The organism is Sorangium sp. So ce295 (assembly GCF_051527405.1).
Taxonomy (GTDB): domain Bacteria; phylum Myxococcota_A; class Polyangia; order Polyangiales; family Polyangiaceae; genus Sorangium; species Sorangium cellulosum_B.
In genome coordinates, this window is record NZ_CP150324.1 from 9923425 (window position 1) to 9937536 (window position 14112).

A 14112-nucleotide genomic window follows, 5' to 3' on the forward strand; every position below is an offset into this window, starting at 1 on the left:
GCGGCGCGAGGAGCGCTGGCCGCTCCGCGCGCTCGCTCGCTCCTACAGGCGCTCGATAAGGAAGCTCCGGGTCTGGTTGTCGAAGGTGAGGGGGGCGAGGTTCGCGTCTGCCGTGAGGACGCGCCACTCGGCCGAGTAGCGCCAGAGCCCGTTGTAGAGCGTCAGCTGGAAGCCGGAGGGGACGCGGACGGAGCTGACCCTCTGGTCCCATGGGGTGCTTATAAAGTAGCTGGAGCCGACGCCGTAGATGACCGATTGGCCCGAGTAGCTGGCGTGCTCGTAGAAGGTGACCACGTCGAGCTGCGGGTCCGAGGCGTTCGAGACGACGATGCCCGAGATCGTGTCGTTGAAGCCCGCGGCCACGAGATCCGTGTCCGAGGTGAAGACGCGCGCCTCGCCCCCGAAGCTGCCGTGCATGAAGGCCGTGACCCGGAGCCCGGCGGGGACCCTGATGGCGCTCGCGCGGTTGTCTCCGATGATCGTCAGGTTCGGGAGGTCGTAGCGGCCGATCCCGAAGCCCTGCGAGACGCCGGAGAAGTTCGAGAGATCGTGGAGCACCACCTGGTTGCTGGGGTGGACGGTGGGGCCGCTGGCGATCGTGGCGTCGATCCAGGCGCGGTGGCGCGCGACGTCGACGCCGAGCTGCTTCGCGTGCAGGTTCGTGCCGTTCTGCCCGTTCGAAGCCGAGAACACGGCGACCTGACGCCCATCGACGAACCACGGGCCGCCGGAGTCGCCGCTCCAGCCCGCGCCCGTCACGCCCGTCGCCAGGAGCTCCTCGACGGAGTACCAGCCGTCGATGTGGACGGTCGCCTTCTTGAGCGACGGCGCCATCACCAGCGGCGTGCCCTCGCTCCCCCAGCCGTAGGCCGTCGCGTCGCTGCCGACCGCGACCGACGTCGACTCGGCCAGCTGGACGAACGGTCCACTGGCGTCCGCGGTCAGGTGGAGCAGCGCGATGTCGGCGGCGGCCGAGGGCACCTCGACGGCGTCGACCGCGATGCGCTGGCCGGCGCCGTACGTGTTGCTGCCGACGCGCACCGCCGACGTCTCGCCCTCGTCCGCGATGCAGTGCTGCGCGGTGAGCACCCAGCGCGCCGCGACGAGGGTGCCGGTGCACTGGTAGAAGTCGCCGGTGCTCCCGCGCACGTCGAAGACCTGGACGGCCCAGGGGCTCGCCTCGGCGAGCTCGCCGCCGACGATCGCGGACGAATGCGACCCGAGCGCCTCGATCGGCTCGTCCGACGCGCCTTCAATCGCGCAGCCCGCGAAGAGGCCGAGCGCGGCGCCCACGCACGCCGCGAGACCAAGCTGATGACCAAGTTCTCTCTTCTTCATTCTGCCTCTACATCATGATTCTGTTCAGACGATCGCTCGCGCCGGCGGAGTCCGCCTCCGCCAGGCGCCAGCGTTCGTCAGCAATCAACGTGACGGGGCCTGTGATCGCGGCGTGCCAGGCTCGGCGACGGCGTCTCCGAGCAGACGCATGGGGGCACCGGGCTGAAGCCGGTAAAGGGACAGCCGGAGCGGCAGGCCCGGAGGCGGGCGTACGAAATCCGCCCGCGACGCTCAAGAATGACGTCGAGAGTATGCTGCGCTACCCGGAGCGGCGCCAGGCGGCGATCTGGAACGGCCGCGTTCGAGGCGTGGAACGAGGCGGCATCCCGCCGCACCTCGCCCGCGCCGGGCGACGTCGAGCGGCAGCGCCGGGGCGCGCGGCTCGCGGATCTACGGTGTCCTCGCGCACCGGGCCGTGATGCCGCGGCTGCGGCGCGCCGGCTCGAAGTCGTCGCGGAAGGAGGAGACCAGCTCCGGCGCATCGACGTAGAAGCTCCCGCCCCGGATCACCCGGTCCGAGGAGGGGGTTAAATTTGCACAATCATCGCACGACGGGTCGTACGGGTTCTCGTACCAATCCAGGACCCACTCCCACAGGCTCCCGCCCAGGTCCGCCTGCCCCCACTTTCCATCCCCCTTCGGCGACTTCGACCCGACCGCCTGAACATCGCTGAACGCGCACGAACCGTCGGGCCCGCAGCCATACACCGCGTACGTGCTGTCGATCGTCGTCGAGCTCGGCGGCTTCGACCACGGATACACCCGCTGCCCGTCCGCTCCGCCGCCTCCCGCCGCCGCGTAGTTCCACTCCGCCTCCGTCGGCAGCCGGCCTCCGTCCCACGCGCAGAACGCGAACGCGACGTACCAGTCCAGGCAGTTCATCGGAAGGTGCTCGTTCGCGCCGGGGCCATCCGTCCATGTATTGAAGGTCGGCTCGCACTTCACAGCGGTCTTCAATGCCGCCGCACCGGCGGGCAGGAGGCTGTCCCACCCCACGTCCCACCCGCTCCCCGGGATCTTCGGGTGCTCTCCTGCTCGTGCCCTGGGCTTGCTCCCTGGATATGCATCCACGAACTTCCGGAACCGTCCGACGGTCACCTCGTACCTATCCAGCAAGAAGCCGCTCACCGTCGCCGGATACGCCGCGCCGTTGCTCCGGTTGAACGTTCCCCCGGGTATCGCCGCGCCCGTCGCGCAGCAGCTCTCGTTGCGCCCAGGACCGCACGTCTCCGTCAGCCCGACACAGCTCCGCGGCACGCACTTCCCTCGGTCGCACGCTGGCGCTGCCCCTCCACACGGCGCCGCATCCTCCCATTCCCCGCGCTCATCGCAGTGCTGCGGCCGGTTGTCCGTCGCCCTACACCGCACCAGCTCCGGTCTGCACTCCCCACGACACTTCCCCTCCACGCACGCCTGGTCCACGCACTCGTTCTCCCCGGGCGTACACGCCACGTCTCCGCCGCTCCCGCCGCTCCCGCCGTCTCCGCCGCTCCCGCCGCTCCCGCCGTCTCCGCCGCTCCCGCCGTCTCCGCCGTCTCCGCCGCTCCCGCCGTCTCCGCCGCTCCCGCCATCTCCGCCGCTCCCGCCGTCTCCGCCGCTCCCGCCATCTCCGCCGCTCCCGCCAGGCCCCGCGCCGCCTGCCTCGCCGCCTGCGCCTGTGGCTCCTCCGCTCCCGCCGCTCGCCTCGCCGCCGGTCCCGGCAGCTCCACCGCTCCCGCTCCGGCCGCCTCCCTCGCCGCCTGCGCCTCCTCCGCTCCCGCCGCTGCCCGCCGCCACCACGTAGTAGCTGGGCTCCAGCCCCGTCAGCCACCCGCACCCGCCCGCCGTGAGCGCCCACCCCGCCCACAGCCATGCCGCGCCCCTCCGCTTCGCCATACCTTGTCCTACTGCCGCACCGCTCTCCCTGTCCACCGGCGCGCGCCTTCCGCCTCGTGCTCGGCCGCGCCGCTGAGGAGCGACCTCACGGTCGATGCCAGCACGGTTCTCGGGGCCAAGGGCGTGGACCGGCCGCCGGCGAGAGCAAGAAAGGAGCGCTGGCATCCCAGGCAGGAAGGCTCCGCACAGTACGAGCGTCGCAGAGCGGCGGTCACCCGCACAGGAGACGGGTCCAGATCGGCGTTTTCGGCGCGGAAGCGCACTCCAGCGCGCTGAGCACCGAAAACGTCGAGATGGGCCCGTATCCGAAGCGGGTGACCGCCGCTCTAGCGTTGCAGGAAGACGAAAGCGCCCTTCTTGTTCGAGATGACGATGTCCGGCCGGCCGTCTCCGTTGCCGTCCGCGACCGTGAGCTGGGTGCCTACCCCCGAATCGTCGTCGATGAGAGCGGGCTGGAAGTCGATGCGTTCCGCCGCTCGCGCCTGCTCGAACCAGTAGAGCCGGGCCGGCGCGTCGAAGTCCGGCATGCCGGCAGGCACATGACCCCAGAAGCGCTCGCCGCTCACGAGGTCCTGGAGCCGGTCACCGTCGATGTCGGCGTGAGCGAGCGCGTGCGGCTCGTGCATGAACACGCTCGACGCGGCATCGGGTGGGGTCCCCGGAACGACGACGTGCTCCACGAACGCGGCGCCGGCCGCGTTCGGAACCTGCTCGAACCAGGAGAGCCCGTAGCCGTGAGCGGCGAGCGTGGTCGCTATGTCCGCGTCCCCGTCGCCGTCCACGTCGACCACCGGCATCTGCGCTCCCCCGGCACCGAACGGCTGCTCGACGCGCGTGAACGGCAAGCCGTCGGGCGACCCTGCGCTCCGCGTGAAGTAGCCGCTCGCCTCGACCAAGTCGCTTGCGCCGTCCCCGTTGACGTCGCCTGCGCCGAGGCCGTGCGTGAACGCGCCGTACCCCCGATTCTCGGTGAGCGCCCGGAAGACCCACGGCTCGGTCGGGTCCACGCCGGGCGACGACGTTCCGAGCACGCCCCCCGACATGTGCACGAGCTCGGGCACGCCGTCGCCGGTGATGTCGGCGAACAGGGGCGACTCGTTGTCGATCGGCCACGGCAGCGTGTCGTGACGAGCCCAGAGCGCGTCGCCGCCGCGCGGGTTCTGGTACCAAGCCGCGGGCGCACCCGGAAAGCCGACGACGAGGACGTCGGTGAACCCGTCGTGGTCGAAGTCGTAGGGGAACTCGAAAAAGCAATCCGAGTAGCCGTGCGGATCGAAGGCTTCCCTCGGCCACACGGGATGGCTCGTGCCATACCCTGGACCCTCGTACCAATCCGGGCCCGCGATGACATCCGTCACCCCGTCGTGATTGAAGTCCGCAAAGCTCGCCCCCTCGCAGTAGAACTCGCGGTGCAGGGTGATCTTCACGAAGCGCGCGTCGAGGGCGGCCTCACGCGGGAGCGGTGGGGGCGCGGTGACGGTGCCCGCGGGCGGCGCGTCGGTGCCCGCGTCGACGGGCGCGCGCGAGGATTCGCCCGCGCAGGCGATGACCAAGGCGAGCGGTGTGCAGCGCAATAACCCCATTCCCGAAGCCATCTCCGAGCGCTTAGCACGTCGTGGTAGAATTGACGATGGCTCGCACCCCCTCGGGAGGCATGGGCCCAACCCGGGCCCAATGGTCTGTTGACGCTCACGATGGTTGATGCTCGATCGCGCAGGCTGTTCGAGGGCCATCGCGGGGGTGAGCGCTCCCGGTCACGGCCGTGATGGTCGCGGCATGAATGCGGCGTCTGCCTCGAGCATCGGAGGCGGCATGGCAAGACCGTTCGAGTCCATCGGTTCGACTTCCGGGCTTCACCGGCGTGCCTCCGCCGCCCTGCTCCTCGCCGCCTTCGGCCCCACGAATGAATGCGGTCCGAGCGCGCCCGGCAGCAGCAGCAGCGGCGGCGCCGCGGGCGGCGGCGGGTACAGCGCCGCAACCACAGGAGACGGCGGCGGCTCCGCTGCCACGGGCAGCGGCGGCTCCGCAGGCCACGGCGGCGGCGGCTCCGCTGCCACGGGCAGCGGCGGCTCCGCAGGCCACGGCGGCGGCGACGAGAGCACCTCGACCGGGAGCGGCGGCTCGCCGGCAGCATGCGTGCCGGGATCCATCGTCGCGTGCTACTCCGGCCCCGAGGGGACCAACGGCGTCGGGCGCTGTACGGCCGGGACGCAGACCTGTCGTCCTGACGGCTTCGGCTACGGGCCCTGCACGGGTGAGATCACCCCTGCTGCGGAGGTCTGCGCCACGCCGCAGGACGAGAGCTGCGACGGCGACCCCCATTGCCCGCAACCGGCCGCCTGGGCGCGCGGGTTCGGCATCGAGCCCACCTATCCCACATCGACCGTGGCCGTCGACGCCATGGGGAATTACTACATCCTCGGCGCCTTCAAAGGAACGGTCGACTTCGGCGCCGGCCCTCTGACCAGCGCCGGTGGCAGCGACATCTTCCTTCTCAAGCTCGATCCCTCGGGCGCGCCGCTCTGGAGCAAGCGCTTCGGCACCCCCTTGCGCGAGACAGGAGATGCCCTGGCCATCGACGGAAACGGCAACGTCCTGATCGCCGGCAACTACGAGGACGACTTCTCTGGCATTGGCCTGGACCTCGGCTTCGGCGGGTGCGCCCTGCCGGCTCCGGCCGATCGTTCCGGGCAATTCATGGCCAAGCTCGACCCCGACGGCAATCACATCTGGAGCGATGGATTCCGCTTCTACCCTTCGCATCCTACCTGGGCGACGAAGGTGGCCATCGATGCTCTCGACGACGCGTACGTCGCCATCGGGCTGGAGGACGCGACAGCGGTGGTGAAGCTGGACGCCATGGGCAATGTCCTCTGGAGGCGGAGCACTCCGGGCAGCCCGAGCTTCCACATGAACCTCGCGCTCGACAGCGCCGGCAACGTGGTGACAGTGAATGAAGCAGGTATCGATGGCAACTACCTTGTCCTCTACACGTACGTCTCAAAGCTCTCTCCGGATGGAGATTTGCTCTGGTCCCGGAGATTGGACGACTACGGCTTCCGTGGCAAGGTGGCGGTCGACTCGGCGGGCGAGATCCTCGTGCTGGTCGAGGGAGCTCTCATCAAGCTGGATCAGGACGGCGAGGAAGTGTTCACCCAGCCCGCCCGCCACACCGGCAACATCGCGGTCGACCCTGCGGACAACATCTTCCTCGGCGGGGGTGGGCTCACGATGCTCGACCCGAGCGGCGCCGAGCTCTGGACGCGCGACTTCGCGGCCTCTGTAGCGGACATGACCATCTCCCCGAACGGCGCGGTCGCCGTCACCGGCGTTGTGAGTGGCCCTGTCGACTTCGGGACCGGCCCGATCGCGTATACAGAAGGCCGGGATATCTATGTTGCCACATTCAATCCGCCGGCGAGCGGCGACAGCGGCGAGGGAGGAGGCAGCGGCGGCAGCGACGGCGGAGGCGGCGGAGACCCGTCCGAGACGTGCGTGCCGGGCTCGGTCATCGCGTGCTACTCCGGCCCTGCCGGGACCAGGGGCGTCGGCCCCTGCGCTGCGGGGACGCAAACCTGCCGGCCCAGCGGCCTTGGCTTCGGCCCCTGCGTGGGCGAGGTGACGCCTGCCGAGGAGCTCTGCTCCACGCCGGAGGACGAGAACTGCGACGGCGACCCCCATTGCCCCATGCTGTCGTGGGCGCGCGGGTTCGGCGGCACCGGCGCCGACGAGGGCCTGCACATCGCGAGCGACGCCGCAGGCAACACCTATGTCACCGGCACCTTCACAGGAACCATCGACTTCGGCGCGGGCCCTCTGACCTCCCCGCCCGGACGCCACTTCCTGCTCAAGCTCGATCCATCGGGCGCGCCGCTCTGGAGCGAGCGCCTGACGAGCGGCCACCCGCTCGTCGTGGCCGTCGATGGCAACGGCGACCTCCTGCTCGCCGGCACATACTCGGGTGGCGGCGCCAGGGTGTTGAACCAGTGCCTCCCCCCCTTCCAGCCGGACCACAATACCGTGGCCTTCGTGGCCAAGCTCGACCGCGATGGCAAGGCCATCTGGAGTCAAGCGCCCATCTACACGTCGGACGCGATCGAGAGCTACAGCGTTCCCGAGCGGATCGCCGTCGATGCGCTCGGCAACACCTACCTGGTCTACGCCGACCTTTGGGCGAACGGCGCCTACCTGGTAAAGCTGAGCCCTGGCGGCGATGTCCTCTGGAAACACAGGATCACGCCCCCTCCCGGCCCGGAGGACTATTTCAGGTCCCTGGAATACCACGTCGATCTCGCGATCGACAGCGCGGGCAACGCGCTGACCGTGACCGCACCGCAGGCCGACGCAGGGTATCTCACGGTCAGCAAGTTCGACCCGACCGGCGCCGCGCTCTGGAGCCGCCCGTTCGCGCCGGATCCGTCGATCCCCCCTGGCGGCGCGTGGAAGGCGGGCTGGTCGGTGGCCGTCAATGCGGCTGACGAGGTCTTCGTGGCCGGCACCACGGACGGGACCGTCGATCTCGGCGGTGGCGTGCTGCCCGCCGGCCCCGTGCTCCTCAAGCTGGACGCCGCGGGTGCCCACGTGTTCAGCGACGCGATCCCCTTCGGCGACGCGCTCGCGCTCGATTCCGCTGGTAGCATCGTCGTCGCCGGAAACGGGCTCGCCAAGCTCGACCCGAGCGGCGCCGAGCTCTGGACCCTCGGCTTCGGCGCCAGCGCACATGGCATCACGATCTCGCCGAGCGGCGTGATCGCCCTCACAGGGGCTGCGGGCGCGGCGGTCGACTTCGGGACCGGCCCCATCCCCCACGCCGGCGGCTCCGACATCTTCGTCGCGACGTTCAGTCCCTGAAACCCATGGGGGGAAGGGCGCCATGCGCCGCTCAGGCCCCGAGCGCGGCGCTACGCGCGGGCGAGGGTCCCGCCCGCGGCGAGGACGTCGGTCAGAACTGCTTGAAGAACTTCCACGACTCGATGGGAATCCAGTTCGGATTGCCGTCGATGTTCGTGTGCCCGCCGCCGAAGGTGCACACCCGCGTCGGATGCTCCGGATCGCAATCCTGGAAATCGAAGCAGCTGTACTTGCCGTTCGAAGTCGGGATGTCGTTCGGGATCGTGCAGCCGTTGTCCTCGGCCTTTTCGAGGGCGATGAACTTGGCCCCGCGCTTTTGACCTTCGTTGTTCACCCAGGGGCACGTCCCGTCGCTCATGCCCGTCGTGTGCATCCAGGCGATGGGCTTACGCGTCTTCTGAGGCAACCAGATGTTGTAGTTGGCCGGGGCGATGCCCACGGCCGCGCGGATCTCCGCTTGATGGTTCGTCGACAGCGAATAGGTGATCATCCCTCCGAAGCTGAAGCCGGTCGCGAACACGCGGGTCGTGTCGTAGCAGACGCTTTCATTCATGAGCTCCATGATGTCGTCGAACAGCGCGTGATCCTTCTCTTGCCACGTTGCACCGTCCGAGGAGGGGGCCACGAAGATGGCCTGCTCTCCGTCGGCCTCCAGCTGCGGCTTGAGAAAGTAGAAGTTTTGGTCCTTGACGTCTTGGTAGCGGCTGCCGATCCAATGCGAGGTGTAGAACAGCCGGTAGGGCTTGTTCATGTCGTAGTTCTTGGGCATATCGACGTAGTACACGCGATTTTGGCCCGAACTCGAGATCGTATACTCCTTGCTCGTCAGCGTGGTTGCCTTGCCGCACCCCGCGCTCTTCACAGGTGCGTTCCCCATGGGAATGGCTCCTTCGGGCCAGCCACCCGTGCCAGCACCGCCGCTGCCGGTCGGCTCAGCCCCGCCACTCCCGCCGCTGTCGTCACCGCCGGTCCCAGCCGCGGTGGTGCCGCTGGAGGTCGCAACGCCGCTGCTGCTGCTCGTGCTGCCGCTCGTGCTGCCGCTCGAGGTCGCAACGCCGCTGCCGCTCGTGCTACCAACGGAAGCGGCCGCCGTCGCTCCGCCCCCTCCGTCGTTGTTCGAGTCGGACTCGGCGGGGGCGCACGAAATCGCGACCCAACTCGCAAGGGTGACACCAAAGGCGAGTCGGCTGAATGTTTGATATTGCATCACAGGTCTCCTACGTACCGGAATCAGGTGAAAAGGAAACAAAACGATTCGAGCGTATCAAGGGCGACTCGCCACACTCACCTCGGGTGACAGAGCGTTCCTCACGGGATCCGCCTCCCTGGCAAAGCGCCTCCCACCCGGCTCAGACGAGCTCCCGGACGGGGCCGATGTGATCACGCCGGTGCGCCCGAGGAGCGTCTCGGCACGGCCCGCCGCACCATAGGTTCCCTCGTTCCCGAGCTTGCCATCCGGTCGCTTCGCAAGCATCGCCGGATTCTCGACGAAATCATCTCCGGGGGACAGCACGCAAAATTTCACGATAGCCGTCGAACAAGCGAGGGTTGTCGCGTCCTCTGTTGGATCGCTCCTGGCAGAACGCCGATCACCGTCGATCAGCGATCGCTTCCGCGACGACCGAGCGAACAGGATCGGTGTAAAAATTGACCGAATGGCTCAGATTCGACGAAGAGCTCGGTACTCAGGAGGACCCGAGCAAACCGAAACAAAAGGAGGGTCCTCGACTGGAATGTGAACGCTCACACTGCCGGTGTCAATTCCAATCGACCGGCCCGCGGGCATCTTCGGGCCCGAGGGAGGACATGGCTGGCAGGGCTCCTTCGGAGCACCGCGTTAAGAGGGGTGGGCGCCGGACCTCGGCCATCGCCGGACTGCCCGACCACAATCGTACTGCCCGCGTGTCATGTTGCCCGCGCGGGCGAGCTCGCCCTGTCACGGATCAGCCCGTCCGTGCGCTCCGAGGCGCCCGATGGTGCGGCGACGTTGCAGGAGGGCTCCAGTCTTACAGGGTGAGAGACGCTCGAGTCTCCCGGTATCGGTTCCGCTCGGGATCGCATCAGCGCTGAAGATTTCCTGCGTGACTGCGTGTTTCTCCTGTGTTCGCCGTCCTCGCGCTCATCGGCTGCTCCACGCGGCCGCAAACCGTACGAGACGACGTCGGTTCGCTCACCTTGGCCCTCGACCCGACGCCCAGGGGTGCCTGGAAGATCCGCGACCGTGCCGGTGTCTCCTTCGAGGATCACGCTCGCTTCGCCTACCACGCGGGCATGGAGAGGGTGCTGCTCGTCCGTGCTGGCCACAGCCGGAGTGCGCCCATGCGCGCAGGCAAGAAGCTCAGATCAGGCCAAGGCTTCAATCATGGACGCAACGTAAAGAACGTGTTTCCGGCCAACGTACGAAATCTCGCGAACCTGGGCCCTGGACTTCCAGTCCCTGCGGCTCTCCACCCGAACAAGCCTGTTGAGCTTGGGTCCCGGATGGCGACCCGCGACCGAGCCACATCGATAGCATTCTGTATAAAAATCCGAAAATCCGACTGCATTCGATCATTGTCATTGTTCGCGACATTGACCATCTGCTGCAGCCGACGACGAACCGCCTGATCGTAGTTGGGATAATCGGAGAACCCATCAAACTGCTCGGCGGCGCGAATGATGTCGATCAAACTTCTCGCCCCGCGCGCCCCGAACTGAGAAGGGTCGTTCGCCAATCGGTTCTCCAGGACCCGTTGCATCCACCCCATGCTATCCAATGTCTCTGCTGCCAGGTAGTCTGCGTGGGAAGGACCGCGGGCCTCCGACATCAACAGTCTGGCGACAGCTCCAGCTTCAGTAGCAGGGTCCGGCAACTCTATCGCAACGTCAACCACAACCCTTAGCGTCGCCTGGATTCCGGACCGTGTCGCCGCGGTCACCGTTACAGCGCCACCACCTGATGTCGTGGCGAGCGCGTTGAGGTAAAACGAAAAATTGCCAACGGCGCGTACGCGAGGTATGCCATCGACGCTGACCACATCAGGATCACTGCTCGTTATCTTGGGCAGGCCATCCGAGCGTGGAACATCGGCGAGCTCGATGCTGGCCGAAGAGTTCCCTTCGGTGCTCGATATGTGAATAATCACATCCGTAACATCTGTTCCATGTCGCCGAAAACGCATATATCACCTTCAACTAGCGCAAGGCCCAGATCGACGCTTTACTCCTGCATCACCGTCCAGACCCGTGCAAGGCCAGGGTCTCTCCCAGCGACTCGCGATCCCGCGGCGACGAGCCGACCCACTTCTTCGTCACCAGACAACTGCTACCTCTCAAGCGGCTTCGTCGGGTGAGCGAACCTGGGGTTCTGTGTACGGATACGCGAGTTTATCGCAGGACAGCGGCAGGGGGGAAGCGGCTGGCAATCGTTCAGGGCGCTCTAAGCGCCAGGCATCTTGAGGCCGCGCTCGTCCATCACGGCCTTGTTGCGCGCCTCGCTCTTCGCGTAGGCCGGGCGGGCTTTGACCCGCTCGGCATATCCGGTGAAGCTCGGGCGCGGCTCGAGCATCTTGAAGTCGAGCATGTACGCGATGGTGCCGCCGAAGATGACGTCGGCCATCGAGAACTCCTTGCCGAGGACGAAGTCACGGCCAGAGATGGCCGATTCCATGGTCGCGATCATGTCGTCGTAGTTGCCCCAACCGGCGGAGCCGGCGCGGAACTCCCAGTTGCCGGCCCTGGCCATCGAGCCGGGCTCGATGACCGAGGGGGCGAAGAGCGACCAGCGAAAATACGTGCCGCGCGCCGCGTCGTCGAGCTTCGGCGCGAGGCGGCCCGGGGCATAACGATCCGCGAGATAGAGGCCGATCGCCGCGGATTCGGTGACGACGGTGCCGCCGTCGACGAGCAAGGGCAGCTTGCCCATCGGATTGAGCTTCGTGACGTCCTCCTTCTTCTGGTCGCCGGCCATGATGTCGACGAACTTGAGCTCGTACTCGACGCCGACTTCCTCGAGCATCCACACGGTGTTGGCGGCGCGCGAAAACGGGTGGTGGTAAAGAACGATGGCCATGGTGGTGTCTCTTTCTCCGTTCGTCTCCGCCGGTCGGTCGGCGGCGCGGCCGAGGGTACCAGAGGCCGGCCCCGTTGGGCGCGGCGCCAGGTGCGGCAGGCTTGAATTCCTCTGCCCGCCGCGTTCCAGGCTCCCGCCTCGGCGCGTGGCGACCTCGACCGCTGCCCGGCGAGGATCACCGGCTCGAGCCGCGGCCACACGAGGTGATGCGGAGGTCCTCGATCAGGGCCGCGCGATAGCGGTGTCGCGCAGCGGAGAGGCGCAGCGCCTCGCCCTCGTCCGCGAGCGACGCCGCGGCCATGGCGGCGTGACCCAGGCGCAGGAGCGTGTAGGCGAGGAGATACGCCGGCAGGCGCCGCTCGGGATCGTCGCCGGAGCGGCGCCGGTACCGCTCCAGGAAGGCGCGCCGGGCGCCTCGCGGCATCCGCCACTCGACGATGGCGCCGGCGAGATCCCAGGCGATGTCCGTGGGGCCAGGGAGGAAGTGATCGTCGCCGTGCCCGCAGGCGTCCACCTTGACCAGCTCGCCCGAGGAGGACCTGCGCCACTCGTGGGGATCCATCCTGCCATCGACGATCACCGGACGCGCGAGCTCCAGGTGGAGCTCACCCGGGAGCTCCCTCCGCATCTCCAGCGAGAAATTGGTGCGTGCCATCGCAATGAGCTCGTCGGCCGCAGGGCCCGGCGCAGGGAAGGCCGAGGCGCGAAAGGCGCAGTAGTCGGCGAGGCGCTCGAGCTCCGCGGCGGACAGGTCATCTGCCTGGAGCGGGCGGCCAGGGAGCCATGGATACGAGCAGAATCCCTGGCCCTCGTCGCGCGGCTCCGGCCCGAAGCCGGCCCGGAAGACGCCGTGTGCCCGCTCCAGACACTCCGCCCCGTAGCGGCCCATCCCCTCGAACTTGAGGATCCGGCGTTCGTCCCGGGAAAGGTATTTGAGGCGCTCCATGGACGTCCAGGAGGGCGGCCAGCGCGATTCGTCCTCGTAGCAGCGGCGGCGCCACGCCCCGGCGCCGATGGGCTCGCCCGCGTCGCCGGGGAGCTGCGCCCCGCCCTCGGCGCGCTCCGAGCGGAAGGACCGCCAGCGGCGGGCGCCGTCCGGCGCGACGAGCGCGTCGGGATCGGGCGCGCGGGAGCCGAGGAAAACGATGCTGGCGCGCGGGACGCCCGCGCGGACCAGGGCGTCTCCGGCGGCGAGGAACGAGGAGCCGCTGAGGCCCGGCCCCTCGTCGACGACCCAGAACCGCGCTCCCTCGGCGATGCCGTCCTCGACCCAGCGGATCTGCCCGGCGTCGAGCTCGACGCGGCGGTCGTAGGGGTGACCTGAGGGGCGCACGGTCGTGCGGCCGGCCCGGATCCCCTGTCCGCGGAGCGCCGCGGCCGTCACCGCGCTCAGCGTCGTGCCGATGCTGCGGATACCGACGACCCGGACCGGCGCCGGCGGGGACGCGAGCCGCTCGGCCAGCCGGGCGAAATCGAGCGGGTGGAGCGCGTAGAACGAGAACCCCTCGGGCGGCGACGTCGAGACGATCGCCGGGACCCCGACGGCCGTGAGGGCCTCGGGCGCGGCCAGACGGCCGGCTGTCCGTCGCCAGACGTCTGGCTGTCCATGGCCAGATGTCTGGCCGTCCTCGATCGCGAGCGCGCACGCGCCCTCACCGCGGATCAGCGCGGCGGCGAGATCGTCGGTGAGCTGCGCCAGCGCCGAGGCGCTCTCCGCGCCGGCGTCGGCGAGGAGGGACTCGAGCTCGCCAGCGCGGATTAAGGCGCTGAGCACGACGTCGCGAGGGCGCTCCGCGCCTCCGGGGCCGGCGATCGCCCGGAGGTCGCCCGCGAGCTCGTCGACGAGCCGCCGCCCCGGGACGTCGCGGCGGCCGCCGCGGAACACGTACATGCGGTATCCGGAGCTGTCGTCCATGGCGGGCTCCGCGCCTCACCGCTGCGCGACGCGCGACCCGCGCCGCTCGCGGGCCTTCCCAGCGGCAACGTCATGGAACGCG

At 68.7% G+C, this 14112-nt stretch carries 9 protein-coding genes; 2 read left to right on the top strand and 7 right to left on the bottom strand.

The window, feature by feature from the left end:
* Positions 1 to 42: 42 nt before the first annotated feature.
* The 3 genes from WMF11_RS37700 to WMF11_RS37710 all read right to left on the bottom strand — a co-directional run bounded on the left by WMF11_RS37700 (position 43) and on the right by WMF11_RS37710 (position 4796).
* Positions 43 to 1338 carry a S1 family peptidase gene (locus WMF11_RS37700; protein ID WP_437974213.1) on the bottom strand — a complete coding sequence of 432 codons (1296 nt, stop codon included), beginning with the start codon at positions 1336 to 1338 and terminating at the stop codon, positions 43 to 45.
* Positions 1339 to 1728: 390 nt separating this feature from the next.
* Positions 1729 to 3213 carry a formylglycine-generating enzyme family protein gene (locus WMF11_RS37705; RefSeq protein ID WP_437974214.1) on the bottom strand — a complete coding sequence of 495 codons (1485 nt, stop codon included), beginning with the start codon at positions 3211 to 3213 and terminating at the stop codon, positions 1729 to 1731.
* Between the two features lie 326 nt (positions 3214 to 3539).
* Entirely contained in the window at positions 3540 to 4796 is a 1257-nt protein-coding gene (locus WMF11_RS37710) for an FG-GAP repeat domain-containing protein (protein ID WP_437974215.1), read from the bottom strand.
* Positions 4797 to 5025: 229 nt separating this feature from the next.
* Here WMF11_RS37710 and WMF11_RS37715 point away from each other — a divergent pair, with 229 nt between their 5' ends.
* Positions 5026 to 8064, top strand: a complete 3039-nt coding sequence (locus WMF11_RS37715) for an outer membrane protein assembly factor BamB family protein (protein ID WP_437974216.1) — start codon at positions 5026 to 5028, stop codon at positions 8062 to 8064.
* A 91-nt stretch (positions 8065 to 8155) separates the two neighbouring features.
* Here WMF11_RS37715 and WMF11_RS37720 read toward each other — a convergent pair whose 3' ends face one another.
* Complete coding sequence (locus WMF11_RS37720; RefSeq protein WP_437904003.1) at positions 8156 to 8941, bottom strand: alpha/beta hydrolase family esterase; 786 nt, start codon at positions 8939 to 8941, stop codon at positions 8156 to 8158.
* Positions 8942 to 9044: 103 nt separating this feature from the next.
* Here WMF11_RS37720 and WMF11_RS37725 point away from each other — a divergent pair, with 103 nt between their 5' ends.
* Positions 9045 to 9263 carry a hypothetical protein gene (locus WMF11_RS37725; RefSeq protein WP_437974217.1) on the top strand — a complete coding sequence of 73 codons (219 nt, stop codon included), beginning with the start codon at positions 9045 to 9047 and terminating at the stop codon, positions 9261 to 9263.
* Positions 9264 to 10424: 1161 nt separating this feature from the next.
* Here the strand turns inward: WMF11_RS37725 and WMF11_RS37730 are convergent.
* From WMF11_RS37730 to WMF11_RS37740, 3 genes are all read right to left on the bottom strand, one after another.
* Positions 10425 to 11225: a hypothetical protein gene (locus tag WMF11_RS37730; RefSeq protein ID WP_437974218.1), complete on the bottom strand. Its 801-nt coding sequence runs from the start codon at positions 11223 to 11225 to the stop codon at positions 10425 to 10427.
* 257 nt (positions 11226 to 11482) lie between these two features.
* Positions 11483 to 12115, bottom strand: coding sequence for a glutathione S-transferase family protein (locus WMF11_RS37735; protein WP_437974219.1), 633 nt, complete (start codon positions 12113 to 12115; stop codon positions 11483 to 11485).
* A gap of 175 nt (positions 12116 to 12290) precedes the next feature.
* Positions 12291 to 14030, bottom strand: a complete 1740-nt coding sequence (locus WMF11_RS37740) for a hypothetical protein (protein WP_437974220.1) — start codon at positions 14028 to 14030, stop codon at positions 12291 to 12293.
* Between the last annotated feature and the right edge of the window lie 82 nt (positions 14031 to 14112).